Source organism: Roseibium sp. QJM3NY_11 (assembly GCF_056173175.1).
This window is the reverse complement of sequence record NZ_CM149660.1, coordinates 3812907-3839649: the sequence shown is the minus strand read 5'-3', so window position 1 is coordinate 3839649 and position 26743 is coordinate 3812907. Positions and strand designations below refer to the sequence as shown.

At 62.4% G+C, this 26743-nt stretch carries 25 protein-coding genes; 13 read left to right on the top strand and 12 right to left on the bottom strand.

What is annotated here, in order from left to right:
• The first annotated feature begins 162 nt into the window (after window positions 1-162).
• The 7 genes from fabD (at window position 163) to gmk (ending at window position 6660) form a co-directional block, all read left to right on the top strand.
• Window positions 163-1107, top strand: coding sequence for an ACP S-malonyltransferase (gene fabD / locus AC0VX3_RS17605; RefSeq protein WP_475521603.1), 945 nt, complete (start codon window positions 163-165; stop codon window positions 1105-1107).
• A 62-nt stretch (window positions 1108-1169) separates the two neighbouring features.
• Window positions 1170-1907 (top strand): 3-oxoacyl-[acyl-carrier-protein] reductase, encoded by a 738-nt coding sequence (fabG, locus tag AC0VX3_RS17600; protein WP_475521602.1) that lies wholly within the window; start codon window positions 1170-1172, stop codon window positions 1905-1907.
• 246 nt (window positions 1908-2153) lie between these two features.
• Window positions 2154-2387 carry an acyl carrier protein gene (locus tag AC0VX3_RS17595; RefSeq protein ID WP_342894204.1) on the top strand — a complete coding sequence of 78 codons (234 nt, stop codon included), beginning with the start codon at window positions 2154-2156 and terminating at the stop codon, window positions 2385-2387.
• 87 nt (window positions 2388-2474) lie between these two features.
• Window positions 2475-3740: a beta-ketoacyl-ACP synthase II gene (gene fabF / locus AC0VX3_RS17590; RefSeq protein WP_475521601.1), complete on the top strand. Its 1266-nt coding sequence runs from the start codon at window positions 2475-2477 to the stop codon at window positions 3738-3740.
• Between the two features lie 202 nt (window positions 3741-3942).
• Window positions 3943-4995, top strand: coding sequence for an endolytic transglycosylase MltG (gene mltG / locus AC0VX3_RS17585; protein ID WP_475521600.1), 1053 nt, complete (start codon window positions 3943-3945; stop codon window positions 4993-4995).
• A gap of 42 nt (window positions 4996-5037) precedes the next feature.
• A complete protein-coding gene (locus tag AC0VX3_RS17580; RefSeq protein ID WP_475521599.1) occupies window positions 5038-5931 on the top strand; it encodes a YicC/YloC family endoribonuclease in 894 nt (297 codons plus the stop codon).
• Between the two features lie 3 nt (window positions 5932-5934).
• Window positions 5935-6660 carry a guanylate kinase gene (gene gmk / locus AC0VX3_RS17575; protein ID WP_342894208.1) on the top strand — a complete coding sequence of 242 codons (726 nt, stop codon included), beginning with the start codon at window positions 5935-5937 and terminating at the stop codon, window positions 6658-6660.
• On the opposite strand, the gene AC0VX3_RS17570 is transcribed toward gmk, so the two are convergent.
• The 7 genes from AC0VX3_RS17570 to lptF form a co-directional block, all read right to left on the bottom strand.
• On the bottom strand, window positions 6651-8267 hold the full coding sequence (locus AC0VX3_RS17570; protein ID WP_475521598.1) for a Na/Pi cotransporter family protein: 1617 nt from the start codon (window positions 8265-8267) through the stop codon (window positions 6651-6653). The genes gmk and AC0VX3_RS17570 overlap by 10 nt on opposite strands.
• Window positions 8268-8354: 87 nt before the next feature.
• Window positions 8355-9206 (bottom strand): 16S rRNA (adenine(1518)-N(6)/adenine(1519)-N(6))-dimethyltransferase RsmA, encoded by an 852-nt coding sequence (gene rsmA / locus AC0VX3_RS17565; protein ID WP_475521597.1) that lies wholly within the window; start codon window positions 9204-9206, stop codon window positions 8355-8357.
• A gap of 91 nt (window positions 9207-9297) precedes the next feature.
• Window positions 9298-10317 (bottom strand): 4-hydroxythreonine-4-phosphate dehydrogenase PdxA, encoded by a 1020-nt coding sequence (gene pdxA, locus AC0VX3_RS17560; RefSeq protein ID WP_475521596.1) that lies wholly within the window; start codon window positions 10315-10317, stop codon window positions 9298-9300.
• Window positions 10318-10323: 6 nt separating this feature from the next.
• Window positions 10324-11244, bottom strand: coding sequence for a SurA N-terminal domain-containing protein (locus AC0VX3_RS17555; protein ID WP_475521595.1), 921 nt, complete (start codon window positions 11242-11244; stop codon window positions 10324-10326).
• 133 nt (window positions 11245-11377) lie between these two features.
• Complete coding sequence (locus tag AC0VX3_RS17550) at window positions 11378-13753, bottom strand: LPS-assembly protein LptD (RefSeq protein ID WP_342894213.1); 2376 nt, start codon at window positions 13751-13753, stop codon at window positions 11378-11380.
• A gap of 4 nt (window positions 13754-13757) precedes the next feature.
• Entirely contained in the window at window positions 13758-14852 is a 1095-nt protein-coding gene (lptG, locus tag AC0VX3_RS17545; protein ID WP_475521594.1) for an LPS export ABC transporter permease LptG, read from the bottom strand.
• Window positions 14849-16036: an LPS export ABC transporter permease LptF gene (gene lptF / locus AC0VX3_RS17540; protein WP_342894215.1), complete on the bottom strand. Its 1188-nt coding sequence runs from the start codon at window positions 16034-16036 to the stop codon at window positions 14849-14851. Before lptF ends, lptG begins: the two co-directional genes overlap by 4 nt.
• A 79-nt stretch (window positions 16037-16115) precedes the next feature.
• On the opposite strand from lptF, the gene AC0VX3_RS17535 reads away from it, so the two are divergent.
• Both AC0VX3_RS17535 and AC0VX3_RS17530 read left to right on the top strand, forming a co-directional pair.
• Window positions 16116-16382 carry a hypothetical protein gene (locus tag AC0VX3_RS17535; protein ID WP_475521593.1) on the top strand — a complete coding sequence of 89 codons (267 nt, stop codon included), beginning with the start codon at window positions 16116-16118 and terminating at the stop codon, window positions 16380-16382.
• Window positions 16383-16416: 34 nt separating this feature from the next.
• On the top strand, window positions 16417-17916 hold the full coding sequence (locus AC0VX3_RS17530) for a leucyl aminopeptidase (protein ID WP_475521592.1): 1500 nt from the start codon (window positions 16417-16419) through the stop codon (window positions 17914-17916).
• A gap of 85 nt (window positions 17917-18001) precedes the next feature.
• On the opposite strand, the gene AC0VX3_RS17525 is transcribed toward AC0VX3_RS17530, so the two are convergent.
• Window positions 18002-18562 (bottom strand): type 1 glutamine amidotransferase domain-containing protein, encoded by a 561-nt coding sequence (locus AC0VX3_RS17525; protein WP_475521591.1) that lies wholly within the window; start codon window positions 18560-18562, stop codon window positions 18002-18004.
• A 738-nt stretch (window positions 18563-19300) separates the two neighbouring features.
• Here AC0VX3_RS17525 and AC0VX3_RS17520 point away from each other — a divergent pair.
• On the top strand, window positions 19301-19753 hold the full coding sequence (locus AC0VX3_RS17520; RefSeq protein ID WP_342894219.1) for a DNA polymerase III subunit chi: 453 nt from the start codon (window positions 19301-19303) through the stop codon (window positions 19751-19753).
• Window positions 19754-19779: 26 nt separating this feature from the next.
• Entirely contained in the window at window positions 19780-20178 is a 399-nt protein-coding gene (locus AC0VX3_RS17515) for a rhodanese-like domain-containing protein (protein ID WP_475521590.1), read from the top strand.
• Here AC0VX3_RS17515 and AC0VX3_RS17510 read toward each other — a convergent pair whose 3' ends face one another.
• From AC0VX3_RS17510 to AC0VX3_RS17500, 3 genes are all read right to left on the bottom strand, one after another.
• Window positions 20179-20877 (bottom strand): HAD family hydrolase, encoded by a 699-nt coding sequence (locus tag AC0VX3_RS17510; RefSeq protein WP_475521589.1) that lies wholly within the window; start codon window positions 20875-20877, stop codon window positions 20179-20181. It lies immediately after the preceding gene.
• On the bottom strand, window positions 20877-22763 hold the full coding sequence (locus tag AC0VX3_RS17505) for an ABC-F family ATP-binding cassette domain-containing protein (RefSeq protein ID WP_348143381.1): 1887 nt from the start codon (window positions 22761-22763) through the stop codon (window positions 20877-20879). The genes AC0VX3_RS17510 and AC0VX3_RS17505 overlap by 1 nt, the downstream gene beginning before the upstream one ends.
• 110 nt (window positions 22764-22873) lie before the next feature.
• Window positions 22874-23941 carry an alpha/beta hydrolase family protein gene (locus AC0VX3_RS17500; protein WP_475521588.1) on the bottom strand — a complete coding sequence of 356 codons (1068 nt, stop codon included), beginning with the start codon at window positions 23939-23941 and terminating at the stop codon, window positions 22874-22876.
• A gap of 139 nt (window positions 23942-24080) precedes the next feature.
• Between AC0VX3_RS17500 and AC0VX3_RS17495 the strand changes: the two genes are divergently transcribed.
• Entirely contained in the window at window positions 24081-25121 is a 1041-nt protein-coding gene (locus AC0VX3_RS17495) for a helix-turn-helix transcriptional regulator (protein ID WP_475521587.1), read from the top strand.
• On the opposite strand, the gene AC0VX3_RS17490 is transcribed toward AC0VX3_RS17495, so the two are convergent.
• The gene (locus tag AC0VX3_RS17490; RefSeq protein ID WP_475521586.1) at window positions 25087-25971 is read right to left on the bottom strand and encodes a DUF4344 domain-containing metallopeptidase; all 885 of its coding nucleotides are present in this window, start codon (window positions 25969-25971) and stop codon (window positions 25087-25089) included. The two genes, AC0VX3_RS17495 and AC0VX3_RS17490, sit on opposite strands and share 35 nt — an antisense overlap.
• A gap of 247 nt (window positions 25972-26218) precedes the next feature.
• Between AC0VX3_RS17490 and ndk the strand changes: the two genes are divergently transcribed.
• Entirely contained in the window at window positions 26219-26641 is a 423-nt protein-coding gene (gene ndk, locus AC0VX3_RS17485; protein WP_342894226.1) for a nucleoside-diphosphate kinase, read from the top strand.
• Window positions 26642-26743 lie beyond the last annotated feature (102 nt).

Below are 26743 nucleotides of genomic sequence, written 5' to 3'. Positions count from 1 at the left end.
TTGGCCGCAGCCTCTTGACAGTCCCGCCAAGAGCGTATCATAGCCTCGCGCCAAGGTTCGGCGACGGCCCACTGCCGGGCTGTCTTACCCGCTTTCATAAAAATCGACGGCCTGTTGAACCCGACAAAAGGTCCGCGCACGAGTCTTAGGAGGCGTTTCCAGATGACCATCGCATTTACATTCCCCGGACAGGGCAGCCAGAGTGTCGGTATGGGCAAGGCGCTCGCCGACGCGTTTCCGGATGCCCGCGCCGTCTTTGAGGAAGTGGACGAGGCGCTCGGCCAGAAGCTTTCCGACGTCATGTGGAACGGACCCGACGACGCGCTGATGCTGACCGCGAACGCCCAGCCCGCCCTGATGGCGGTAAGCCTGGCAACCATGCGTGTGCTGGAAGCGCGCGGCTTCGATCTGGCGGCCAGCGTGTCTTATGTCGCCGGCCACTCGCTGGGGGAATATTCAGCGCTCGCGGCCGCCGGCAGCCTTGACGTTGGCACTGCGGCGCGTCTGCTGCGTGTGCGCGGCGATGCCATGCAGAATGCGGTTCCTGTCGGCCAGGGTGCGATGGCGGCCCTTCTAGGGCTCGATTTCGACGTGGCCGTCGAGGTTGCCCGGGACGCCGCCCAGGGAGAGGTCTGCCAGGCGGCGAACGACAACGCGCCGGGGCAGGTGGTCGTCTCCGGTCACCTTGCGGCCGTCGAGCGGGCCATCGAGATCGCCAAGGCGAAGGGCGCGCGCCGGGCCGTCATGCTGCCGGTCAGTGCACCTTTCCATTGCGCGCTGATGGCACCTGCCGCCGATGCGATGGCCGAGGCCCTGGCAAGTGCGAACATCAGTGCGCCCGCCGTGCCGCTGGTCGCAAACGTGCTGGCGGCACCGATCACCGATCCCTCGGAGATCCGCGCCAGGCTGGTCGAACAGGTCACCGGTACCGTGCGCTGGCGCGAAAGCGTGACATGGCTTGCGCAAAACGGTGTCGACACCTTTGTCGAGATCGGAACCGGCAAGGTCCTGACCGGAATGGTCAAGCGTATCGCCCGGGATGCGGCCAGCCTGGCGATCAATGCGCCGGACGATATCGACATCCTTATGGAAAAGATTTCCGGTTGAGGCTTAAATCACCGGAGCAGGACGCGGCCCTCGGGCTGTAACGAGGAACGGAAGGACCCCACATGTTCACCTTGCAAGGCAAAAACGCGCTTGTCACCGGCGCTACCGGCGGGATCGGCGAGGCCATCGCGCGGGTGCTTCACGCCCAGGGAGCGACCGTATCCCTGTCCGGCACGCGCGCGGAAAAGCTGGAGGCGCTGGCCGCCGACCTGGGTGAGCGTGCCTTTGTGACGCCTGCAAATCTCTCCGACCGTGACGCGGTTGATGCTCTGCTGCCGGCGGCGGAAGAGAAAATGGGGTCCGTCGACATTCTGGTCAACAATGCCGGTATCACCCGCGACAACATCTTCATGCGCATGAAGGATGAGGAGTGGGATCAGGTGCTTGAAGTCAATCTGACTTCTGGTTTCCGTCTGTGCAGGGCGGCCATCAGGGGGATGATGAAGCGGCGCTCCGGTCGCATTATCGGCATCACCTCGGTTGTCGGCGTCACCGGAAATCCCGGTCAGGTGAACTATGCCGCCGCCAAGGCCGGCATGATCGGAATGTACAAGTCGCTTGCCCGGGAAGTGGCCAGCCGCAACATCACGGTCAACACGATCGCGCCCGGGTTCATCGAAACGGCGATGACCGGCGCTTTGAACGACAAGCAAAAAGAATCGATTTTGACGAGTGTGCCCGCGGGACGTTTGGGGACTTCGGCTGAGATCGCCTCCGCCGCGCTCTATCTCGCCAGTGACGAAGCCGCTTACGTGACCGGCCAGACCATGCATGTAAATGGCGGCATGGCCATGATTTAAAAGGAATTTTTGCCGAGCGGGCAAAAAGAATCCAGACCGCTCGCAAGCGGTCTGGATCGGCTGGTAAAGGTCAACAAAGTGTGTTACCAACCCGCCGATTGTTACGAATTGCGCCGTCAACCGGGAAGTCTGGTTGCGGGGGCGCGAGGAAGTCTATAGACCGCGATTTCGCACCACCTCCTGCCAGCAGGATGTCCGGGGTGAACTGGCGAGTGATGAACAGACGAAAAACTAAGGAAGTTAAAGATGAGCGATATCGCGGATCGGGTTACAAAGATCGTCGTTGAGCACCTCGGTGTGGACAAGGAAAAAGTTGTCGAAAAAGCCAGCTTCATCGACGACCTGGGCGCGGACAGCCTTGATACCGTTGAACTGGTGATGGCATTCGAAGAAGAATTCGGTGTTGAAATCCCGGATACCGCAGCAGAAACCATTCTGACCGTTGGCGACGCTGTCAAGTTCCTTGAAGCCAACAAGTAAGGGCGCCGCCCTTCTTGGTGAATGATTGAAAATAGGGCCGGCGGGGCAGTCTCTCCGCCTGGCCCCTGAAACTGTAAGTGCGGGTGTATGAGGCGAGTTGTCGTAACGGGGTTGGGCATGGTGACGCCGCTTGGCTGTGGTGTCGATGTCACTTGGAAAAAAATCCTCGAAGGGAAAAGCGGGGCCAACAAGGTCACGAATTTCAAGGTCGACGACCTGGCCTGCCAGATCGCTTGCCAGATCCCGCGCGATCCGTCTGTAGAAGGTGCGTTCAATCCGGATGACTGGATGGACGTCAAGGAACAGCGCAAGGTCGACGACTTCATCGTCTACGCCATGGCGGCCGCCGATCAGGCGATGGCCGATTCCGGTTACAAGGCGGAAACGTACGAACAGCAGGCGCGATCCGGTGTTCTGATCGGATCGGGCATTGGCGGGCTCCAGGGTATCGAGCAGGGTGCAAACCAGCTCGCCGAAAAGGGGCCGCGCCGGATTTCACCGTTTTTCATTCCCGGCCGCCTGATCAATCTTGCCGGCGGGTATGTGTCCATCCGTCACGGACTGAAGGGGCCGAACCACGCCGTGGTGACGGCCTGCTCGACCGGTGCGCACGCCATCGGTGACGCGTCCCGGCTGATTGCCTTCGATGATGCGGACGTCATGGTGGCGGGCGGAACGGAATCGCCGCTCTGCCGCCTGGCGCTCGCAGGGTTCGCGGCGTGCCGTGCCCTGTCGACAGGTTTCAACGACGAGCCGGAAAAAGGCTCGCGCCCCTATGACGTTGCCCGTGACGGCTTCGTGATGGGTGAGGGCGCGGGTGTTGTGGTTCTGGAAGAATATGAGCACGCGGTGCGCCGTGGCGCGACCATTTACGCCGAAGTGATCGGCTACGGTCTCTCCGGGGATGCTTTCCACATTACCGCGCCGTCTTCCGATGGCGACGGCGCCTATCGCTGCATGGAGGCCGCGCTGAAGCGCGCTCAGATCACGTCGGCGGATGTGGACTACGTGAACGCGCACGGAACCTCGACACCCCTTGGTGACGAAATCGAACTTGGCGCCGTTTCCCGTCTTTCCGGAGAACATGCGTCCGGCCTGACGATGTCGTCGACCAAGTCCTCGATCGGCCATCTGCTCGGTGCCGCCGGCGCGGTGGAATCCATTTTCTCGGTTCTTGCGATCCGCGACAGCGTTGCTCCGCCGACGATCAATCTCGACAATCCGTCCGTGAAATCGGAAATTGATCTGGTGCCGCACAAGCCGAAGAAAATGAACATCGATGTGGCCCTGTCGAACTCGTTCGGTTTTGGCGGCACGAATGCCTCGCTCGTCTTCCGCAAAGTTGCCGCATAACCCCTTCAGATTTGTCGGGCCGGATCGATTCCCGCGATTCGGTCGTGAACTTTGTTTGTGACAACTGGTCCGTTTGAGCCTAAATCTGGGACTTGGGGGCTCGATCCTGGAGGTGCGACCCGAAATGCGCATTAAGCCGAAAAGCCCGCGAGAAGCCTTGCAGCCGGAACCGGCTCCAGGCCCCCCGCAACGTTCCCGTCATGTGCGCAATCCGCTTGTGATCCTGATCAATCTCGTGATTTCCCTGACTGTCTTCGGCCTGGCCGCCGTCGGCGGAGCGCTTTATTTCGGCAAGCATAAATTCGATGAACCGGGTCCGCTTGAGGAAAACGCCACGGTCATCATCTCTTCGGGGGCCGGCCTGTCGGGCATCACGGACCGGCTGTCCGGGCAGGGTGTCATCGAGGACAGCCTCCTTGACGAGTGGGTCTTCAATCTGGGCACCCGCTTGTACAAGAACGCGACCAAGCTGAAGGCCGGGGAATATGCCTTCGCGCCGGGAGCGTCCATGCATGACATCATGACCGACCTGGTGGAAGGCAACGCCGTCACCCATTCGGTCACGATCCCGGAAGGCTGGACGACGGCCCAGATCATCGACCGGGTCCGAAAACATCCGGTGCTGTCCGGCGAGATCACCGAGATCCCCGCAGAAGGCGCTCTGCTGCCGCAAACCTACACCTTCGCCCGGGGAATGACGCGTCAGGAGGTCATCGACCAGATGATCGCCGCGCAGGACAAGCTTCTGGCTGAAGTCTGGGAGCGCCGTTCGGACGGGCTGCCGGTCGAAACGCCGGAAGAGCTGGTTATTCTGGCCTCCATCGTGGAAAAGGAAACCGCTCTTGCCGACGAACGCCCGCGCGTTGCCGGTGTGTTCGTCAATCGCTTGAACAAGAGCATGCGGCTTCAGTCCGATCCCACGATCCTCTACGGCCTGTATGGCGGCGAAGCCTGGCTGAAGGACCGGTCCGCGATCAAGCAGTCGGAACTGAAGGCGGACAACAAGTACAACACCTACCAGATCGACGGCCTGCCGCCGGGACCGATCGGGAACCCGGGCCAGGCTGCCATGGAAGCGGTTGCCAGTCCGTCTCGCACCCTTGATCTCTACTTTGTCGCAGACGGCACCGGCGGGCACGTGTTTGCGGAAACCTACGAGCAGCACCAGGCCAACGTACGCAAGTGGCGCCAGATCGAAAGAGACCGCCGGCAGGCGGAGCAAGACCAGGAAACGCAGCCGGCGACATCCAACTGACCGTGTAAGCGGCACGCGCCGGACGGCACACCGGAGGGGCATATGGCACTTGCCAGCATGACGGGGTTCGCGCGCGCTCAGGCGGAAGCGGGACCGGTTCGCTGGACCTGGGAAATCAGGTCCGTCAACGGCAAGTCGCTGGACTTGCGCATCCGCATTCCCACGGGACTGGAAGTGCTGGAAGCGAAAATCCGCGAGCGCTGCGGTCGGGTGCTCCGGCGGGGCAATGTGACCGTCGGTCTTGCCATGCAGCGCGGCCAGACGGAGCAGCAGCTCCAGGTCAATGAATCGGCGCTGGCGGCTGTTCTCGCAACCATCGAGATGTTGCGCCAACGCGTGCCGGATCTTGGGCCTCCTTCGCTGGACGGCATCCTGTCGCAAAAGGGCGTCTTCGAACTCAAGGAGCCAGAGGACGACGAGGAGGCGCAGGCCGCGCTTCACACGGCCCTCCTGACGTCTCTCGATGCCGCGCTGATCGACCTGGTGGACATGCGCCACTCGGAAGGCCAGGCAATCAGCTCGGTCGTGCGCGACCAGATCGATCGCATTGCCGAACTGACCCGGGCCGCGGAAGGACTTCCCGCACGCACACCCGAAGCCATCCGGGAGCGCCTTCACAAGCAGGTCAGGGAACTGATGACCGCCTCCGACGGTCAGCTCGATCCGCAACGCCTGCATCAGGAGGCGGTCTTCCTCGCGACCAAGGCCGATATACGCGAAGAGCTGGACCGGCTGCATGCCCATGTCGCCGCGGTCCGCGACCTGATGGACAGCGGCGGGGCAATCGGCCGACGCCTGGACTTCCTGGCCCAGGAATTCAACCGGGAAGCCAACACGTTGTGTTCCAAGTCGAACGATGTGGATCTGACGGCCCTCGGTCTGGACTTGAAGGCTGTTATCGATCAAATGCGTGAGCAGATACAGAATCTGGAGTAAGCCATGACCGACGCGCCCGCCGGACGCCCTCAGGGGACTATTGTCAGTGCCGAAGAGGCAGAACAGCAGCGGCGTGGGCTGATGCTGGTTCTGTCGTCGCCGTCCGGTGCGGGGAAATCGACCATTGCCCGGCTTCTTCTGGAAAAGGAAGACAATCTCGCCCTGTCCATCTCCGTGACAACGCGGCCGCGGCGGTCCAGCGAGGTCGACGGGGTGCACTACCATTTTCTGGATGCCGGCCGGTTCGAGCAGATGCGCGAGCACGACGAGCTGCTGGAGTGGGCACAGGTGCATGGCAACTATTACGCCACACCCCGGGGGCCCGTCGAGGACGCGATCGAGAGCGGCCGCGACATCCTGTTCGATATCGACATCCAGGGCACTTTCCAGCTCTACGACAAGATGCGCGCGGACGTGGTGTCCATTTTCATTCTGCCGCCTTCCATCGCCGAAATGAAATCCCGCCTGAAACGGCGCGCGGAAGACACCGACGATATCATCGCCAAGCGCATGAAAACGGCCGTCGAGGAGATGCGGCACTGGTCGAAATACGACTATGTTGTCGTCAACGACGATCTTGAACGGGCCTATGAAAACGTCCGGGCCATTCTCCGGGCCGAGCGATTGAAGCAGTTTCGCTCTCCGCGGATCGGACCTTTGATCCAGGGAATGGTCGACGACCTCGAGCAGGAACTTGGCAGTTCGGACCCGGACATGGATCAGTCCTGATCGACGTCCATGCGCGCTTCGTCGCGCGGTGACACCCGGGCCTCGACCACACCGCTCAGGGCGTTCAGATGCAGGCGGATGCGCCAGAGGTGATAGGCCACCCTGTGCAGCCACCTCAGGGCATCCAGTCTCACCCAGACCATCTCGCTGACCGCAGGGTTGGCGGCGGCCTCCGAGATCATGGCCTGGCGCCTGATCCTGCGCTGGCGGCGCAGCAGCACACGCAGCCGGTTCAGCTGTTTTTCGCACCCTTGCGGGTCGTCGCTTTCCGATTGTTTCCCGGTCAGGCGGACAACAAGGCCTGTCAGACGCGCCAGCCGCGGATCCCGGGACAATTGGTCGATCCGCTCCGCCTGGCTGCAACGGTAGACCAGCCGGTCCAGGTGATCGAGGATGTGATACGCACTGGCTTTCTGCCGGAGCAGATCCGCCTCGGATTGCGGGATGGTGAGCCGCTCGAGAAAATCCCGTGTCTCGGAAATCGCCGTTTCCAGGCCTCTCTGGTCCACGGCAGTCTCGCGAAGCGGAGCGGCCCCCAGAGCGGCGCGCAGATGATCGACGACGGCCGCCGACAAGCCGGAGACGGATTGCGCCGCAAGGGCCATTGCGGTCCGTGGATCGCCGAGCACCAGAGGATCGAGGGGTCGTGTGAGCGAAGAGCCCTTGTCGGGAACCAGAAATTCGATCAGCCGCGCGAACGGATGCGCGACAGGCAGCACCAGGACAACTCCCAGCAGATTGAAACTGCTGTGAAACGTCACCAGGGCAATTTGCGCGTCGCCATTGACGATCAACGGGTTCGCAAGCATCAGAAAGGGCCCGAGCAGGACGAACGCCAGTGTTCCGGTCAGCATGTTGTAGATCACATGAGCGTATCCCGTCCGCCGGGCCATGGTGCCGCCGCCCAGGGTTGCCAGGGCGGCCGTGAAGGTGGTGCCCACGTCCATGCCGATCACAAGGGCCGCCGCCTGCGGAAAACTGATCGCGCCCGCACCGAGCGCCGCCAGCGCCGTGGCGACGCCCGCGCTTGAGGACTGCGTTACAAAGGTGATGAGGATACCGAACCCGACCATCATCAATCTGCCGGTGAACGTATCGGGTGGGAAGTCGGTCGGTGTCACGATGCCCCGAAAGGCCTCTAGCCCCGCCTGCATGTGCTCGATCCCGATAAAGATCAGACTGAAGCCCGCGATGGCCTGGCCGATATGCGCGGCACGGCCCTTCAGGGCGAGGCTCAGAACGGCGCCCAGGAAGACGAAGGGCAGCGCAACCTGTCCCAGGTCCAGCTTGAAGCCGAGAATGGCGACAGCCCAGCCCGTCAGCGTCGTGCCGACATTCGCTCCGAAAATGATCCCCAGCGCCTGGGGAAAGGTCAGCAATCCGGATGCGACGAAACCCACCGCCGCCACGGTGGTTGCGCTGGACGACTGAATCACCGCCGTTGTGACCGCTCCGGTCGCCGCTCCGGACAGCGGGGTGGAGGTGAAACGCGCCAGCACAGCGCGCATGCCGTGACCGGCGATGGCTTTCAGTCCGCCGGTCAGCAGGAACATGCCGATCAGGAAAAGGCCGACGCCGCCAAGGGCGGAAAAGAGATTCATCACCATGAATTGAGACTAACTGACAAGCCGGACCCGCGTAATACCAAAGCGTGTTCGCACAGGGCGCAAGGAGGGAATGCAGGCGGACCTGGCCTAGACGGCCCCGGCGTCCCTGAACATGTTCGCCAGGCGGACAAATCCGGCGATGTCGATTTCCTCGGCCCGGGACGTTGGTTTCAGGCCGGCCTGGGTTATCAGGCTTTCCGCGTCCGGCGACAGCGCCTTGAGGCTTGCGCGGAGCATCTTGCGCCGCTGGCCGAAGGCGGCGGCGGTCAGTTTCTCCAGGGCCTTGAGGTCGCAGGGCAGGGGCGTGTCCCTGGGGGAAAGGTGGACCACGGCGGACGTGACCTTGGGAGGCGGGATGAATGCCTTCGGACTGATGTCGAACAGGATCTCGCCATGGCAGCGCCAGCCGGCGAGCACCCCGAGCCGGCCATAGGCCTTCGAACCCGGTTCGGCGGTGATCCGTTCACCGACTTCCTTCTGGAACATCAGTGTCAGAGACGACCAGAACGGCGGCCAGTCCGCGGTGGTGATCCAGTTGATCAGGAGCTGGGTTCCGACATTATAGGGGAGGTTCGCCGCGATGCGGACCTTGCCGCCACCGGTGACGGCGACCGGATCGATCTGGAGCGCGTCCCCTTCGATCACGTCGAGCCTGCCGGGATAATAGGCAGCGATCTCCGCCAGCGCCGGCAGGCACCTGGTGTCTTTTTCGATGGCGACGACCTTCCTGGCGCCCGCGGCCAGCAGCGCGCGGGTCAGCCCGCCGGGACCCGGACCGATTTCAAGCACGGTAGAGTCCTGCAGGCTGCCGGCGGATCTCGCGATGCGCGATGTGAGATTGAGATCCAGCAGGAAATTCTGTCCGAGCGATTTCTTGGCGTTGAGGCCATGCGCGGCAATCACGTCACGCAGCGGGGGCAGGTCGTCGATCTGGGCCATCCTTGCCGTTCCTGATGCCTTGGTTGGAGCTCGAGGTGCTCTGAAAGGTGAAATCCGCCGGTATTGGGAAGGTGATTTCGAAACCGGCCGTCTAGTACCGGTCCGGATTGCCGAGCACGTTGGCCATGCGCAAGGACGCCACGAAACTGTCGAGGCGCACGGCGCCCTTGCCCGCGAGCCCGTAGGCCGTGCCGTGATCCGGCGACGTGCGCACGAATGGCAGGCCAAGGGTGACATTCACGCTGTCGTCGAAGCCGATCGTCTTTGCCGGAACGAGCACCTGGTCGTGATACATCCCCAGGACACAGTCATATTGCGTGCGTGCCGCGGGATGGAACAGGGTGTCCGCCGGGTGCGGGCCGCTGACGACGTGGCCCGCGGCGCGCAGCCGTTCGATGGCCGGTTCGATCACATCGCGGTCTTCCGTGCCGATGGACCCGTTTTCCCCGGCATGGGGATTGAGGCCGCAGACGGCCAGCCTGGGGTTCGGATATCCGAACCTCTTTTTGAGATCCGCGATGGTTATCTCGGCGGTTTCGACGATCAGGTCGACCGTGACGGCTTCCGGCACCTGACTCAGTGGAATGTGGATCGTGACCGGAACCACCATGAGCTCGGGACCGGCGATCATCATCACGGGCCTTGCCTGTGCATCGGGCCAGTATCTTTTGGCCAGCTCCCCGAGATACTCGGTGTGGCCGGGAAAGGTGAAGCCCGCGTTGTAAAGCGCCGCCTTGTTGATGGGGCCGGTCACGAGCGCGGTCGCCAGTCCCGCGTGGACATCGGCGACACAGCCTTCGATCGATGCGATCACCGAAGATGCGGTCTCGGGGTGCTCTTCGCCGGGCGTGTCGTCAAGGGCGGGGCCGGTCTGGACGAGCGGCAGCGCCTTGGCGAAAAGCCGCGCGGATTCGTCCGGTGTGGTGTTTTCGATCTTTGGATCAAGTCCGAGCTTGCGGGCACGCTCCCGGAACAGGGTCAAATCGCCCCGGACGTAAAAGGGGGGCAATTTCAGGGATTTGCGATTGTCCCATGCGAGCAGGGCAAGATCGGGACCGATCCCGGCAGGTTCCCCCATGCTGACCGCGAGCGGCTTTTGAAGCGCTCCCATGCCTGGTCAGCGGTAAATGATCGTGGCGCGGCGGCGCAGATCCATGAGGAAGCGGCGGGACTGGCTCTCGCCTTCCTTCGCGCGCAATTCGTTTTCCAGTTCCGTGCGAACCGCGATGTCCGAGGCGATCTCCCGCTTGCCGCAGATCGCGATCATTTCGTAGCCGACCGGTGTCGTCGTGGGTTTGGTCAGCTTGCCCGGTTTCAGCGCGGCGATTTCCTTGCGCCTTTCCTCGGGAAGTTCCGTTTCCAGCCGGCGCCCGATCGGCTGCACCACGACTTCGCTGTATTTTCCGAGCACGCTGCCGGCATCGTCGCAGCCATCGAAGGTGGCGCGGATCTGGTTGCTCTCTCTCTTGCGCTTGGACTTGAAGCCGCCCGAAGAGTTCTTGGGAACGACGACGATGACCCGTTTCAGATCGTATTCGATCGATTTGAGCCGATCTTCCTCATCTGTCTTCTGCAAGGCCGCGATGATGTCGGATTCGTCCACATCGATCTGTCCGCTGAAACGCGCGCGCACCAGCCGGCTCCAGGCCAGTTGTGCCTTGAGCCGGGACTTGAGGGTGTCTGCCTTGACGCCGCCGTTGCCGAGCGCCTTGGCAAGCTGGGACGGCGACATTTTCACATTGCGGGCGATCCCGCCAAAGGCATCGTCGACCTCGGACTGGCTGACTTCCATGCCGACCCGCTCGGCTTCGGCCAGCTTGATCTGGTCCTCAATGAGCTCTTCCTGCGCCTGCTTCCTGGCGATGGCGGCGGACTTGCGCTGGGTCAGGGTGATCAGCCGGGCGCGCTGACTGATATCGTAGTCGGTAATGGGCACCTCGTTGACGATGATCTTGATCGCCGCGTTTGCCGGAGCGGAAAACGGCGCGGCCAGGATCAGTGCAAGGCCAAAGAGAACCGGGACGAGACGAAGTCGCATAGAATAACCATCCGTACTGGCACGAGGCCAAATCGAAATTCGCGTTCAAGGCATGATATTTCGCATATCGCGCCTGCAAATACAAAGTTTCCGCACATGTTGCCTTATTTCATGGCGGCATCATGACCTGGCCCTAATTGAGGGCGCCGCTGGAAACCTGTGTGTTGCCGATTGTTCTCAGGCCGACACGGAAATACAGCGTGCGATTGACGTCATCGCCGTCGTTGCGGCTGCGGTCTTCCGCATAGGTGACCGACAGCGAGAAGCCCTCGTCGTCATACCCGATGCCCACTCCGTCCTGAACGAAGTCGCTGTTTTCCAGATCGTAGCGCATCGACCCGAACACACGCCAGTTTTCCACCAGCCGCAGGCTTGCCGATCCGAGGAGTTCCTCGCGCGGATCGTCGATGCCGACATCCGGCTGGGCGTTCAGGAAGGCATAGGCGAGGGAGGACACCACCGGGCCGTAGATCGCGCTCGCCTGCGCCTGGACGCGGTTCAACGTGAAGTCTTCCTTGTCGAGCCGCGCCTGCGCGCCCAGCTTCACGCCATATTGCGTATCCAGGTAGAGGCTGCCGACATAGTCCGACAGATCGGTTTCCAAGCCGGAATCCTGGGTCGCGCCGAGTATGTCGGGAACAGCGTAGGAGTTTTCGCCGGCCAGATGGTAGGACCGGCCGAAAAGCCCGCTGAGGTAATAGCCGCTGTCGAGCTGGAGCTTGTAGTTCAGGCCGACGTTCAGCCGGGTGCCGCCTTCTGCCCGGTCGAAGCCCGAGAACTTGTCGGCATCGAACAGCGTTGTCGTGTCGAAAACGATGCTCTGGGCATCGTCGTTGGGCAACTCGCCGATCCGCTGCTCGTTCGAGCGGGCGACGATCTGGGCAACGGGCTCGAGGATCTGGTTGCCGCCGTCGAAGGTCGCGATGAACGGGTAGCGGTATTCCATGCCGATCGCCGGCATCGCCCGTCCGACGAAGCTTTCGCCGGTCAGGGCCGTCACGTCCGAATCGGGCGAGGCCAGGAAGAAGAGGTCGCCGCGCATGTAGGCGAAGGGCGTGAAGGACTGACCGAGGGGATCAATGAAGGTGCGGCGCCAGTTGGCTTTCAGCGACAGCCGCGAGAACGTGCCGTCGACGCCGCGGAATTTCGCCGTGGTCCCGCCGTCGATCGAGAAGGCATCCGTTTCATCCCGTGTCAATGACGTGAAATTCGCCGTCAGCGCGAGTTCGCCCGCAAGGACCGGGTCGGCGAACACGTAGTCGTAATCGATCACCGGCAGCACAAGCGGCTGCTTGTCCTGCAGCGAGCTGCCGACCGGAGAGAAGCCGTTGGCGTCGAAGGTGCTGTCGGTATAGTCCTCCTGGGAGATCTGGTAGGCATACGCCCGCACGGACAGCGAATTGCGGTCCGTCTTGCCCTGCAGGTAGATCTCGGAGGTCTCGCCGTTGTCACCGAAGGTGGTGAAGGAATAGTCGTTGAAGAACTGACGGTCGCTCTTGTAGGTCACGTTCCAGCCGAGCGTCCAGTCACGGGCGATGTTGAAGGACGCCTTGGAGTTGACGGCTCCGCGCCAGCGCTCATCGGCGCGGGACGTGGAGAACTGGTTCGGCTGCGCCTGGAAAAGGCCGGCAGCGGAAAAGCTGACCTGGCCGGCCGCGAACCTGTGCCGGTATTCCACATCACCGAACAAGCCCTGCTTGGTCAGCGGCGTCAGGGTCGTGGTCACGTCGTAATAGGGGCTGAGGGCCCAGTAATAGGGAACGGTCACCCCATAGCCGAGCTTGTCGTTGACGATGCCGCTCGGCATCAGGAAGCCGGACTTGCGCTTCACCGACGGGTCGGGCATCGACAGGTAGGGCAGAAAGGCGATCGGCTGTCCGTAGACCTCGAAGGCCGCATTCTCGAACCGGATGATCTTTTCCTGCTGATTGTGGATGATCTTCTCGGCCCGGACTCGCCAGAGCGGCGGCTTGTCCGGCGGAGTGGTCGGCTTGGTATAGACGGTGTAGACGCCGTTCTCGATCGAGGTGACGTTGTTGCCCTCGCGCCGGGCCTGTTCCGCCAGGAAACGGGTGCGCTTGGTGGTGTCGATCTGCAGCGCGCGCGCGAAGCCTTCCGAGAAGTCCTCGGACAGGACCATCTCCTCGGTGCGAACGACGTTGCCGCTGCTCTCGATGAGTATGACGTTGCCGGCTGCCTTGAGCTGCTGGCTCTTGCGATCGAAAATGATCCGGTGTGCCTGGACGGTATTGCCGTCGTAATAGACCTGGACATCGCCGGTCGCGACGATCAGGTCCCGGTCGAAGTCATAGGTGATTTCGCTGGCTTCCAGCAGCAGATCGGCGTTCGGATCCATCTGGTCCGCGAGCCCCGCGGCAAGATCCTGGGCGGCCGCGGGTGTGCCGAAGTCAAGGCAAAGGGTTGCCGCGATCGATAAAACGCTCGCGGCGGCCAGAAGTCTGCCTTTCTTGGCCCAAATCTCTGTGGTCAGGAAAACTGGAGAAGACACCGCCTTATCCGTCCTCCTGATGCAAGAGAATTGTCAAACCCATGAGTACTCCAAATATCCCAGGCGCCCATGCCGCCACCAGAGGCGGGACGATACCCGCGCCTCCAAAGTCCTTGGCAAGCTCGGTTAGAACGTAAAGCACGAACCCGGAAAGGATTCCACCCAGAATCATACTTCCCAATCCGCCAAACCTCGAAACCTTAAGGGAAACCGCCGCCGCGATCAAAATCATGGCGATGAGAAGCAACGGTCTGGCCAGCAAGGTCTGGTACTGTAAATTGTAGCGATAGGCGGGTAACCCTGCGTTCCTCGCCAGTTCGATGAAGCGGGGCAGCTTCCAGAACGAAATCGATTCGGGCGAGCCGATGCTTTCGCGAACTTCGGTGGCTGTCAGGTAGGTGCTGACCTGGTAGCGCCCGTAAGTCTGTGGATCCTGCTCGGTGGTGTAGACGACCGCGTCGTCCAGGTACCAGATTTCGTCGCCAAGACGGCCTTCCGCCGCCTCGATGCGCTCGCGGAAGGTGCCGGTCTTGTCGAAGGTGAAGATGGTAACGCCGAGCAGCCGCGTGCCGCCCTCAAGCAGTTGCTTGGCAAGCAACACCGATTCGCCGTCCAGCCCGTCCTGCCTCACCCAGACATCGCTCGACGACTGCAGCAGAAAGCTCTGTTCGCTTCCGAACAGGCCGCTGGCGACCTCGTCGGACTTCTGCTGGAACCAGACCGCTGCAGGGTTGTAGAGCGTGACCGACAGGATGCCGAGCACAAGGCCGACCGTGATCGCCGGCAGCGAGAATTGCCAGATCGAGATGCCCGAGGCGCGCGCGACGACCAGTTCCAGCGCCCGGCTCAGGCTGACGAAGGCCGCAATCGAGCCGAAGAGAACAGTGAACGGGATCACCTGCTCCAGGAGCAGCGGCACACGCAACATGGATATCAGCGCCACGCGCAGCACCGAAAAGCCTTCGCGGTCGCCGCCGCGCCGGACCAGTTCCAGAACGTCGAAAAGAAATATCAGCACGGCGGCGAACAGGAACAGCCCCAGGATCGCCTTCAGGAAGCGTCCTGAAAAATACAGGGTGAGGGTGCGCCCGAGGATCATGCGGGCCCTCCGGTCTTGCGGCCGTTCAACCGGTCGCTCAGGGCGTCCATGCGCTCGTGAAGGGCAAGTTGCAGGTCACCCAGCCATTTGGGCTGGGCGCCGCTCTGTTCCCTGAAGATCGAGGCGAGCGCCAGGGCCGCTCCGGTCACGGGGACGACGTAGAGCAGGCTCAGGACGGCGGTGGAGCCGCCCGATACGGCGGTGACGCCGAAACCCGTCGTCCTGAGCAGGACGCAGGCGCAGATCGCCCCCAGCACCGCGAGACCGCGGCCCTGCCTGGTCGTGCGCGCCTTGCCGAGGAAGGCGAACACGATCAGCCCAAACGACAGGCAGTAGAGGGGCTGGCTGATGCGCTCGTGCAGTTCCTGGGTGAGCTTTTCCCGGTTTTTCAGGGCGTAGGCATCATTTCGGCCGGGCGACAGAAGGTTGGCCGTGGTTCTCTCACTCGCCTTGAACACGGGTTCCCCGGCCTCCGGAATGAGGTTGGAGAGGTCGAAGGCATAGGACTGGAAGCGCACGATCGAAATGTCGCCTTCCTTTTTCGTCCGCCTTTGAATGGTGCCGTTCTGCATGACCAGAAGGGTCCTGTCGGCGGTCTCGACGATCTGGCCTGTTTCCGCCTGGTAGGTGAAGGCGGTTTCCTCGTCCCGTGTGTCGTGAAGCAGAAGTCCGTCGAGCGTGCCCTTGCCGGACCGGTTGCGGATGTGGAACGTCAGGCCGTTCTCGACGGTCATGAACCGCCCGGGCTTGACGATGTTGGCAACCAGGTCGGCGCGCACCCGGGTGATCTCCGTGCGCAACTGGGCGAGCCCCGCTGGCGCAAAATAAAGGGACATGCTTGCGGTCACGAGCATGACGACAAAGGAGATCAGCAGCACGGGCTTGAGAACGAGGAAGCGGGATCCGCCGCTGGCGTCGATCACGATGAGTTCGCTGTCACCCGAAAGGGCGCTGAGAACAAGGATCAGGGCGATCATGAGCGCGAAGGGGGCGACAATCACCACGAGAAACGGCAGCGCGAGCATGGTGATGCCGATAAACTGGACGATGGTCTGCCCCTTGGACGTGACAAGATCGAGCTGTCGCAGAGCCTGTGTCGCCCAGACCACGCCCGTCATCGCAGCAATCGTGAGGGTGAATGCATAGACGGACCGGCGGATGATGTAACGTTCAAGCGTTTTCATAAGCGTGCCGGTACATGTCCCTGCAATAATGACCTAAATCGGCCTAGCCTCGAATAACACGGAATGTGGTGAATGGCCCATGAATAAGAATGGTAAATATACATTAATTTTTGCCGCACTTGCCGAAATGCCGTTGAAACTTCATGATTTGCCAAGGAAAAATCGGAAGCCGGGAAAGGCGGATCTCCGGCAGCCCTGCACTGGCGTGACAGGTCGCCAGCAGGCCTCACGGGCCGCGCTGCACCATCTGGCAGGGCTGCCGGCGGCACTGGTTGCCCTGCAAAGGGCGCGCTGCGTGGTCGCTTCGATCTGTTGCATCCGGCCGCTCTGGTTTATGAGGGTGTGACCCAGACACTTCACAAGAACAACGGGAATGACGCATGACCAAACTGGCAAAACTCTCTTTTTCGAAGGCTTCGGCGCCAACCGGCGGCGTCGCGGTGATCCTGGCGGGCGAGGACCTCGCGCTGGGGCCGATTGCGGAGGAGGTTGCCTCCGGTCTCGAAGGCGGGCTGGCTCGGGCATCGAAGATCGCCGGGTTCTCCGGCAAGAAAAAGTCCAGCCTTGACCTCGTCGCTCCGGCCGGGGCCGCCCTCGACCGGCTGATCGTCTTCGGTCTCGGCAAGACAGCCGATTTGACCCGGGACGACTGGCGCGCGTTTGGCGGCGCCGTGTTCGCGGAACTGTCGACGGCGAAAGCGGCCGCCGCGACGGTGGTGCTTGAACTTCCGGACGGCTCCGTGCTTTCGGCAGAGGACGCCGCGGAATTCGCCATGGGCGCGAAGCTGCGTGCCTATACGTTCGACACCTACAAGACGCCCGCCAAGGATGCGGAAAAGGCGAAGGACCTGAAGCTGACCCTCGCCGTGACCGATACCAAGAGCGCCAGGAAGGCCTGGAGCGCGGCGGACGCGATCGCGGACGGTGTCATTCTGGCGCGGGATCTCGTGAACGCGCCGGCCAACGTGCTCGGCCCCGTGGAATTCGCCAGGAAGGCAAAGGATCTTGAGGCGCTCGGCGTCGAGGTCGAGATCCTCGGCGAGAAAGAGATGAAAAAGCTCAAGATGGCCGCGCTGCTCGGCGTGTCACAAGGGTCTCCCCGTCCGCCGCAACTCGCCGTCATGCGCTGGAACGGCGGCAAGAAAGGCGTGGCACCGGTCGCGCTCGTCGGCAAGGGCGTTGTGTTCGACACCGGCGGCATCTCGATCAAGCCGGCCGGCGGCATGGAGGACATGAAGGGAGACATGGGCGGGGCCGCCGCCGTCATCGGTGCCATGCATGCCATCGCGGGCCGCAAGGCCAAGGCCAATGTGATCGGCGTCATCGGACTGGTTGAAAACATGCCGGACGGCAATGCGCAGCGTCCCGGTGACATCGTCACCGCAATGTCCGGCACCACCATCGAGATCCTCAACACGGACGCCGAAGGCCGTCTGGTTCTGGCCGACGCGCTCTGGTACACGCAGGAAAAATACAAGCCGGCTCTCATGATCGATCTGGCCACGCTGACCGGCGCGGTTCTGGTGGCGCTCGGCAATCTGAACGCGGGCATGTATGCCAACGACGACGCGCTGGCGGACAAGTTGCTGGCGTCGGGCAAGGCAAGCGGCGAACCGGTGTGGCGTCTGCCGCTGTCCCCGGAATACGACAAGATCATCGACACGCCGAACGCGGATGTGAAGAACACCGGCGGCCGCTGGGCCGGGTCGATCACCGCCGCGCAATTCCTGCAGCGCTTCACCAACGATGTTCCCTGGGCGCATCTCGACATCGCCGGAACCGCTTTCGGAGCGCCGAAGGACGACATCTGCCAGAGCTGGGCGTCCGGCTACGGCGTCCGCCTCCTGAACCAGCTCGTCGCCGATCACTACGAAGGCTGACGCCTGTCCAAGAAAAAGCCGGAGGCGCCCTCAGGGCGCCTCCGGCTTGCGTCTGGATCTTGCGTTGCCGCTGTCCGGCGGAAGGTCAGGCGGCGTCGCGCTGGTGTTCGCCTTCCTTGATTTCCTCGACGATCTTGGACACGAATGCGTCCAGGTCCTCAGGGGACCGGCTCGTGATGATGCCGTTGGAAATCGCGACGTCCTTGTCGACGACGTTGGCACCGGCATTTTCAAGATCGGTGCGGATCGAATGGTAGGACGTCATTTCCCGGCCTTCCACGACACCGGCCTCGATCAGGAGCCAGGGCGCGTGGCAGATGGCCGCGACGATCTTGTCGTGGGTGACGAAGTCCCTGACCTTGGACACGGTGTCCTTGTCGGCGCGCAGGAGGTCCGGGTTCATCTGTCCGCCGGGCAGGACCAGCGCGATATAGTCCTCGACGTTGACGTCGGAAATCTTGAGGTCCGCATCGACTTCCCGGCCCCAGTCCTTGTTGTCCCAGCCCCGGATCGCCTTGCCGTCAAGGGTTGCGACGTGAACGGTGGCGCCCTGTTCGCGCAGCTTGTTGAGCGGAACCTCCAGCTCGGACTGTTCGAAACCGCTGGTCGACATGATCAGAACTTTTGCTTCGGTAATCTTCGGCATGGTTATTCTCCTGTTTGACCCCAGCACTTTCGGATCTTTCAGGTAAAACAGGCCGCTCTCGCAGCCGTTTTGGCCGGAGAGATGCGGCGCCGCCTTGCCTGATTGATCCTTCGGGGGGCAAACGGGAGGCGGGCAGGAGAGTTCCCTTGAAGACCGTGAAAATTTTCCGGCAGGAAACGCCTGAGAAATGGGCGGAATGCGGTTTGCGCTGCCGCAGGACATCCTTCGGGACCGGCGCTGCCTCAAAGCTGCGGGCCCGACGTCCGGATGATCCCGGCAGGGGGAAAGGGCAGATGCGCAACGAAAAACCCGCCGGACGGCGGGTCTTGAAACGTCACTTCAACTCAGGTGTCAGCAGGTCTTGTAAGCCTGGCAGGCAGTAGCGGGTTCGACCAGGAGACCCATTCCGACGGTGGCACCCGCGACGACAGCCACCAATGCAAAAAACACAACAACACGCGCAAGCATACACCAATTCCCCTTTTGAGCTGGGTCGGGAATACCGGTCACCAGCCAAATCAAATGATCCTTGGATCGTCCCCTGGATCGAACCCTAGTCAATCGACATTTTCGAAGGGTTAATGATACGAGTCTTTTGGCGTGTCCATCATAGGTTTGCCGGTAAGGGAAATTGAACGGGCCTGTGTTGCAGGGCTGCATCACTTTCCGTCCGGTTTTCGGACAATCGGCTGCGGTGAAGAGGGGAAACACGAATGAGGCGTTGCAACAGGAACCGGCATGAGCGTTGAAGTTGTCTTTTACCACCTTCTGCACAGACCGCTGGAATCGGCGCTGCCGCAGCTTCTGCAAAAGTGCCTGGAGCGCGACTGGAAGGTCGTGGTGCAGACCGGTACGCAGGAACGTTGCAACGCGCTGGACACGCACCTGTGGACCTTCAGCGATGACGGCTTTCTGCCCCATGGGACCAGCGCCGACGGCCATGCGGAACACCAGCCCATCTATCTGACACACGAGCAGGACAATCCGAACGAGGCCGACATCCGCTTTCTGGTGGACCGGGCCGCGCCGCCGCCGCTGGACGGTTACAAGCGTGCGATCTACATGTTCGACGGCACCGACGACACCGCCGTTCAGGAGGCCCGCCAGCGCTGGAAGGATGCCAAGGAGGCCGGATTCGACATTGCCTACTGGCAGCAGACCGAGGCCGGGGGCTGGGAACGCAAGGCCTGAAGCGTATTCACAACAAGGTGGACACAATGAAGAAACTGAAACTCTCCTCCGCGGACATGGTCGCCCGGGCCCGGGCCCGGATCGAGGAGGTCGAAACGGCGGAGGCGATTGCGCTGGTGAACGACCCGGATGTGGTCTTTGTCGACATCCGCGACGTTCGCGAACGCCAGAAACTCGGGTTCATTCCCGGCAGCGTGCATTGTCCGCGCGGCATGATCGAGTTCTGGGTGGATCCGGAGAGCCCCTATTTCAAGGAGATCTTTGCCGAGGACAAGCGGTTCATCTTCCACTGTGCCTCCGGCTGGCGCTCCGCGCTGAGCGTGGCCACGCTTCAGGAGATGGGCTTTGAAGCCGCCCACCTGAAGGCCGGCTTCACGGACTGGCTCAAATCTGAGGGGCCGGTGGAAGCGCCGGCGCCGCGCTGATCAGCTCAGCCGCGCCAGCAGTTGCGGCACCTTGCCGATGTGATCCAGCCGGTGGAAACGCGCGTGGCCGAGCGGCGCGTCGGCATCTTCGAGCGCCCATGTGATGTCATAGGGCACATGGGCCGCGAATGCGCCCGCGTCGAGCGCCGGCAGGATGTCGGATTTCACGGAATTGCCGATCATCAGGGCGTCCTCCGGCCCGGTGCCGTGGCGCGAAAACAGCGTCCGGTAGGTCTCGGCGGTCTTTTCCGAGACGATCTCGATCGCATCGAAACAGACATCAAGGCCCGAGGCGGTGACTTTCCGCTCCTGATCGAACAGATCGCCCTTGGTGACCAGAACCAGCGTATGGTCCTTGCCGACCGCTTTTAGTGTCTCTTCCACATGGGGCAGGGGCTCGACAGGATGATTGAGCATGTCCCGTCCGGCTTCGAGGATCTCGGCGATCACGTCGGCCGGCACCTGCCGGTCCGTGACCTCGATCGCGGTCTCGATCATCGACAGGGTAAAACCCTTCACGCCGTAGCCGTAATGCAGCACATTGCGCCGTTCTGCCGCCAGCAGGCGCTCGGAAAGATGGGCCTTGTCCGAATAGTCGGCGAGCAGCAACGCGAACCGCTCTTCCGTCAGCCGGAACACCCGTTCATTGTGCCAGAGCGTGTCGTCCGCGTCGAAACCGAGCGTGGTGATCCCGGCCATCAGGAGGCTTCTTCAACTTCGGAAGAGAGTTCCAGCCACTCTTCCTCAGTCTTGATCAGCTTCTTCTCGCAAAAGGCCCGTTCCTTGGCGAATTTGGTCGCGCGGCTCGGGTCGTAGGTGAAGAAGTCCGGATCGGCCAGGGCTTCGTCGAGCTTGGTGATCTTGTCCTGAAGCCGTGCCATTTCCTTTTCCGCTGCGGCGATCTTCTGCCTGACGGGTTTCAGTTGGCCGCGCTTCTGGGCGGCCTCCCGGCGCTTGATCGGAGCGGACGCCTTGGCAGCCTCCTCGGCGGCAGCCCTGTCCCGCGCTTTCTGGGCGGCCTCGGGACCCTGCAGGATCAGCCGCCGGTAGTCCTCCATGTCGCCGTCATAGGCGCCGACCCTGCCGTCCGCAACCAGCCAGAGCTGGTCGGCGCAGGCCTCGACAAGATGCCTGTCGTGGCTGATCAGGACCACGGCGCCCTGGAACTCGTTCAGCGCCATCACCAGCGCCTCGCGGCTGTCGATGTCCAGATGGTTGGTCGGCTCATCCAGGATCAGCAGATGCGGTCCGTCGAAGGTGGCCAGACCCAGAAGAAGGCGGGCCTTCTCGCCGCCCGACAGATCCTTTGCCGGCGTGCTCATGCGGTCGGTGGGCAGGCCGAAGCGTGCCACCCGCGCGCGCACCTTGGCTTCGGGTGCGTCCGGCATCAGCGCGCGCACATGGGCCACGGCGCTTTCGGCCGGTTTCAGTTCGTCCAGCTGGTGCTGCGCGAAAAACGCGATCTTCAGTTTCGATGCCTTGGTGATCTCGCCGTCCATGGCGCCCAGCCGACCGGAAATCAGCTTTGCGAAGGTCGACTTGCCGTTGCCGTTGGCGCCGAGCAGGGCGATCCGGTCGTCGGTGTCGATGTTCAGGGTCAGGCCGGACAGGATCCTGGTGTCGCCGTACCCGGTGGCAACGTTTTCAAGCTTGATGATCGGCGGGGCCAGCTGGGACACGGGATCCGGAAAGTGGATCGGCTTGCTGCTGTCTTCAGTCAGTGCCGAGATCGGCTGCATCTTTTCCAGCATCTTGAGACGCGACTGTGCCTGCCTGGCCTTGCTGGCCTTGTAGCGGAACCGGTCGACGAATGCCTGCATGTGCTTGCGCTGGACGTCCTGTTTTTCCTTGGCCTTTTCGGCAAGCACCAGCGCTTCGCGCCGTTGCCGGTCGAAACTGTCGTAGCCGCCGGAGTAATAGGTCAGTTTGCCGCCCTCGAGATGCACGATGCTGTCGACGGCCTTGTTGAGAAGGTCGCGGTCGTGGGAAATCAGCAGCACCTGGTGCGGATAACGGGAGACATAGTTCTCCAGCCAGAGCGTGCCTTCCAGATCCAGATAGTTGGTCGGCTCGTCGAGCAGCAGAAGGTCGGGCTCGGAAAACAGCACCGCCGCCAGGGCGACGCGCATGCGCCAGCCGCCCGAAAACGATCCGCACGGCCGCTGCTGGGCAGCGGCATCGAAGCCGAGACCGGACAGGATGGCTCCGGCCCGGGCTTCCGCCGTATGGGCGTCGATGTCGGCGAGCCGCATGTGAATTTCGGCGATCCGGTTCGGATCGGTTGCCGTCTCCGCGTCGGCAAGCAACTGGCTGCGTTCCTTGTCCGCCGCCAGCACCACTTCCATGAGGGTGTCATCGGTGCCGGGTGCCTCCTGGGCAACCTGGCCGATGCGCGCGCGTTTGGGGATCTGGGTGGAGCCGGTCTCCGTCGACAGGTCGCCGGTGATGATCTTGAACAGCGTCGACTTGCCGGCACCATTGCGCCCCACCAGCCCGGTTTTGGCCTTGCCGGGCAGCGTGATGCTGGCTTTGTCGATCAGGAGCCGGTCTCCGATCCGATATGTCAGGTCCGTGATTTGCAACATGGCCGGGATGTTTGGCTGAGCGACCCGAAGGATGCAAGCGGAAAGCGGCCTGTTTCGTGATCCGGCGGCGGGCTGTGGCATCGCTGCACCGATTGCCCGCCGCAGACGTGTCAGGGAGCCGTGAAGCGCAGGATCTCCGCCAGGATACGGTCATGCTGTTTCACACGTTCCGCTGTCCCCTTGATGCAGACAATCTCGTCTCCCGGCTCGTGTTCCGCCAGAATTGCAAAGCCTCCGGGTTTGCATACGCCCATGAAATCGAAATGCCCGGCATCTTCCAGTTCAACGTGCCGGACCCTGTCCTGCGGCAGAGCCGCCGCGAGCGCGCGGGATTCGACATCCTGGTTCAGCATGTCTGCCCGCTGCGAACCGAGCACGAGGACGGGGATGTCGACCGCCGCGAGACTGGCTCTGGACAAGACGGGCGTTCCGCCCAGGTCGAGACTGATGGCGCCTGCAAGACGGGCATCCTTGCGTGGCCTGGCCATTTCCTTCCGGTCGGCGTCTGTCTCCGCGACGGACCATCCGGCCAGCACGTCGCACGCAATCGGCAGGTGATCGCCCGAACAGACCGACGCGTGGCGCTTCGGATCGAATTCGGCACCTGCCAGAAGCATGACCGTAAAGCCGCCGAGCGAATGTCCGGCCGCGTATATGCGCGCCGGGTCGATCCGGTCCCTGTAGTCGCTGTCACCGATCAGAAAGCTGATCAGACGGGACACGTCGACGGGCCGGTCCCAGAGTTCGCGGGCCTGGTCCGGATCGCGCAGAAACGAACTGGTGCCGGGATGGTTGACCATGACCACGATGTAGCCGCGCCTGGCAAGAGCCGACCCGAGCCAGGCCTGATTTTGGGTGTTGCCATACATGCCGTGCGACACGACGACGAGGGGGAAGACGCCCTCGGCCGGGCGGCCGCCGGGATCCGCAAGCGCCATTTGCCAGACCTTGCTCTTGTCCGCCAGGACGGCAATGTCCGGTGTTCCGGTCGGATACCAGATGTCGCCGGAAAGGGGCCGGTCGGTGCGGGCGTCTGCGACCGTCAGCTTCGCCACACCAGGACCATAGGGCAGGGCTGGCTCGTCCGCGGCGAGCAATGCCGTCGCCGGCAATGCGGCGCAGGCAAGCAGGGCAATGGCCCGCAGCCGGTTGCCGGCACGAAAGATTGGAATGGGCATGTGACCTCCGATGACGATTTTCCGATGTCCATGAAATGATCCGCGCCTGAGCGGTTGACAATCGCCCGGACGGCAATGTCCTGTCCTCGAACGTGATAAAGGACAGGATACACTTGGTGCACATACCCCCGGGCCCGCGATGATCAGCATTCCGGTATCTTTTCTGCTCGCCGCCGCCTTTCTCGGGCTTGGCCTGTCAACGCTGTTCTGGAAGTCCGTGCCGATTGTCTCCAGGCTCATGTTTCTGGGCCTGTTCTTGCTGGTCGCATTGGAAGCTGTTCTGGTGGGCGTACGGTTTGCCTATGGCAATTTTGCCTTCGTGGCCGTGCAAAGAGCCCTGCCGGTCTGGATAGCCCCTGCCGTTTATCTCGCCTTTTGTTCCCTTGCCGAGCCACCGGCGAAACTTGGCCGAAGGATTGGCTTCAATGGTCTTGCAGCCATTTTGGTCACGCTGGCGATGTACTTGCACGTGCCCGTTGACGGCTACGCCGACGGACTGATCGCGGCCAGTTTTATCGTGTACACGGTGACCCTCGTCCGGCTCTGGAGGGACGGCCCGGACAGGTTTTCGCAGGCGCCGACGGAGCTCGGAAGCAACCTGCATCGATTGCTGCTGGCGGCGATCCTGTTGATGGTCGCCACGCTGCTCCTGGACGGAGTGATCGCCTATCTGTTCACGCAGGATCGGCGCGATACCGCCGCAACCGCTATCTCGCTTGCCAGCTTGCTGTTTCTGGCTTCTGCCCTGGTGCTCGCCGTCATATCCACCCACCTTCGCCGCTCTGTGCCGCGCGGCGCAGGAGACACAGGAAACCGCGAGGAGGCTTCGGGCCTTGTGGCTGCCGCCAGAACACTTCTGGACGAGCAGGGCCTTTACCGGGACCAGGGTTTGACGCTGACCCGGCTGGCGCGCAGGGTCGGCGTCCCCGACCGGGATCTGTCGCGGGCCATCAACGCGGTCACGGGCATGAATGTCAGCCAGTTTGTCAATCAGGTGCGGCTGGAAGCGGCGGCCAGGCAGCTTGAAACGTCCGACGACCCGGTAACCCGGATCCAGGAGCGCACCGGATTCCTGACCCGCTCGAATTTCTACAGGGAATTCCAGCGGGTCTATGGCGAAACACCGGGAAACTACCGCAAGAAGCTCACTGGTCTTCGGGAGCATCCTCGGGAAGACTGAGATAGATGTCGGCGAAACCGCCCAGAAGTTCATGGCACAGGATGACTTCCCGGATCTCCGGATCCCAGAAGGCATTCTCCTCGCCGCAGGCGGCCACGCGGAAAGTCACGTTTTCGGGCAAGTCGTAGAATGTGTCGATTTCCTCCGCGACCAGTTCAACCAGCTCGGATTCCCGGAGAAACACCCCCAGCGATTTCATGCCGTCCGGCGCGGGTTCGTGGACGATCGATATCTTGCCGCCGGGGATGCCGTCTTCCCGCACATGGGGATCGGTCACGATTTCCCAGGACTCGGCCGCCTGATCATAGTCCAGCCCGCAGGTCTCGATGCGCTCGTCCGGCAGGTCCAGATCGCGCGCAAGGTCGAGAAAGGCGTCCTCGTCGGCGCCGACCATGAGGCAGAGCATGGCGAAGCCGCGCTGCTGGTCGAGATCGTGCTCGTCATAGAACACGAGATCGTCGTAGTCCTCTTCGGCGATCAGGAACCAGCCGATCATGGCCTGGGTGAGGAAGACGTCCATGTCCTCGGTGTCGGCACCGAGCATGGCGACCGTCGCCAGGTTGTCGACCGCGTCTTCCTCCTGGGCCAGCACCGGCAGAGCGAGTTCGGAGATCAGCATGTGTCCGCTCTCGTGGTAGAGCGTGAACAGCGCGTTGCCCGCGACAAAAACAAACAATTGCTGCCTGGCTTCCGGCGTCAGCTCCGCGATCTCCGTGTCAAGAGACGGCAAATGCGCCGGGTGCCCGCTTTCCGCGGCGTCCGCCGGACTTGCGGGCGCGGCGACAATCACCAGGACGCAAGCGGCTGCTGCGTGAAAAAGCGCCGGCAACAGCGCGAACAGGTTGGGCATGGTCTCCCCCGGGAGCGGATGTCGGGCGGAAGGCGCCTGATCCTTTCACCTCGTTGGCAAACAAGAATATGCGCGGCCAGCACGGTTTGCCAGCGCGATATCGGCCGCGTTGCGCCTCGCCGACATCAAATTGTCATGAGTGCGCCCCCTTGCAGGTCAGACAGTGCCCCGGTATGAAGGCCGCGAAATTGAGAAATTACGGGACCGGCAATCCGCCGGCCCGATCTGAAACGAGAAAGATGAAACCATGGCGATTGAACGCACGTTTTCCATGATCAAGCCGGACGCCACCAAACGCAACCTGACCGGCGCCATCACCGCCAAGCTGGAAGAAGCCGGCCTGCGCGTGGTTGCCTCCAGGCGCGTGTGGATGTCCCTGCGCGAAGCGGAAACATTCTATGCCGTTCACAAGGACCGTCCGTTCTTCGGCGAACTCACCGAATTCATGAGCTCGGCTCCGACAGTTGTTCAGGTTCTGGAAGGCGAAGATGCCATCGCCAAGAACCGTGACGTTATGGGCGCCACCAATCCGGCGGAAGCGGCCGAAGGCACCATCCGCAAGGAATTCGCCCTTTCGATCGGCGAAAACTCCGTTCACGGCTCCGATGCACCGGAAACCGCTGCCGAGGAAATCGCTTTCTGGTTCTCCGGCACCGAACTCGTCGGCTGAGCCTGACATCAGGAAGACTATCGAAAGCCGGTCCTTCGAGGCCGGCTTTTTCTTTTTCCCAAGGTCCACTTGACAGATCCCGTTACACTTTGGCGCGGACGG